Origin of the sequence: Escherichia sp. AM3 (assembly GCF_032029835.1) — a bacterium.
Taxonomy (GTDB): Bacteria; Pseudomonadota; Gammaproteobacteria; order Enterobacterales; family Enterobacteriaceae; genus Escherichia; species Escherichia coli.
Genome location: NZ_JAVUPQ010000286.1, coordinates 1 through 1,452 on the forward strand (window position 1 = coordinate 1; position 1,452 = coordinate 1,452).

Here is a 1,452-nt window from a genome sequence, read left to right on the forward strand (position 1 = left end):
ATCAACGGTAAAAGATTGCACACAACCGAACTCATCAGTTGCATATGAAACGATATCGGTAAATGATTTGCGAACTGGAAACAGATCGCTCATATTAATAATAGCCATAATTAATAGTTTCCTTTTTTGGATTGTTTGATTTGTTCTGCTTTTGCTTTAATCAGATCCTGCATAGTAGGTTTCTGTTCATCAGCAGACTTAAAAAGCTTATCACAATGTTTTTTCAATTCTGTGGGAGTGATCCCCAGCATATAAGCCGTAGCATTGAATGTTTCATCAGTGATAACCAATTCTTCGTTACCATTCTTTAGAATGAGATTTTGCATTATTGCTTTACCTTTATTCCTAACAGTCTTGTTTAGTGCTGATAAAAATAAAACCGGAAGGGGAAAGCTTCCGGCTTTATGAATACAACATTTGAAGGATGTTATAGAGTGTTACTAAATCGCAGTTTATATGAACTTAAAGAGGAGGACATATAAGAATAAGATTGCTTATTGTTATATACCCTTGAGGGGTGAATAACAGGCTTACAGGGAGTAGGCGCTTAGGAGGTCGCCCCCTTTGGAGAGGAATCTATAAACCTGTTATTCGTGCGACGGCTAATCGCTGTCTTTCACAATGTGGATGCATCGATCAGACTTTCAGGAATCACCTATTAACTTTCAAACCTTTTGGATTCTCATTTTAATAGGAGGCGGTGCCGAGATGATTTCGGGGATCATCCACGCTTTCGCGTTCTAAGATTGGCACCTTAATAAACACCAACAAACAAAAACATATTCAGCTTTAAGCTTAGTAGAAAACTGTTGTCAAGAAACAGATATACACCATTATTTGTTTATACGGGGTTTATAGACACTGTAAACAGTGTTTTTAGAAAGTGTTTCATGCTTCGCAGTTGGTTAAAAAGATGAGGGGCCAAATCCGTAGCCCCTGCATTCTTAAGACACAATTTTGATAAAGCAATAAGGAAAATAAAATGAAACTATTAACGAGGGAAACAATTTCTAAAAAATCACTGTAAAGGGAAAGCGGGATAGGTTAGATAGGGCGCGACCCCTTGAGGTCTACCCCGCTTTCGTGTAGGATTAGAATAGGGAGAAGGATTAACGCCAGCTAACACCTATTTTCGATTCCAAACCCCACATTTATTATTCTAACATTTATGTTAGTAAAAGTCAATAGATAAATGCAATTATTTTCAACTTTTTTCGGTTGTCAGTTCCCACTCACCAAATACGCAATTACCATCTAAAACGATTGTTTGATCGTTACCGTTATCATCGGTTACGTGCATCAGGCGGGTGTAAGTGTCGAGTAAGCCGGTATACACTTTACCTACTGTGAAACAATTACCCGCTTTCCCTTCTTCTGTGAGCGCCAGAAGGCGCACACGTTTAGTTTTTGTCATTAGTTGTTAGCCTTATCGATTAATTCATTAATGAGGGG

The 1,452-nt window shown here is 38.1% G+C and carries 2 protein-coding genes; both read right to left on the reverse strand.

The window, feature by feature from the left end:
- Positions 1-110 precede the first annotated feature (110 nt).
- Positions 111-326, reverse strand: coding sequence for a hypothetical protein (locus RTW80_RS25150; RefSeq protein WP_001180367.1), 216 nt, complete (start codon positions 324-326; stop codon positions 111-113).
- An 878-nt stretch (positions 327-1,204) separates the two neighbouring features.
- Positions 1,205-1,414, reverse strand: coding sequence for a hypothetical protein (locus RTW80_RS25155; RefSeq protein ID WP_000169008.1), 210 nt, complete (start codon positions 1,412-1,414; stop codon positions 1,205-1,207).
- Positions 1,415-1,452: the final 38 nt, after the last annotated feature.

Bases quoted from the DNA above. Each gene is read 5' to 3' on its own strand.
- RTW80_RS25150 (WP_001180367.1), bottom strand. From the start codon at position 326: ATGCAAAATCTCATTCTAAAGAATGGTAACGAAGAATTGGTTATCACT.
- RTW80_RS25155 (WP_000169008.1), bottom strand. From the start codon at position 1,414: ATGACAAAAACTAAACGTGTGCGCCTTCTGGCGCTCACAGAAGAAGGG.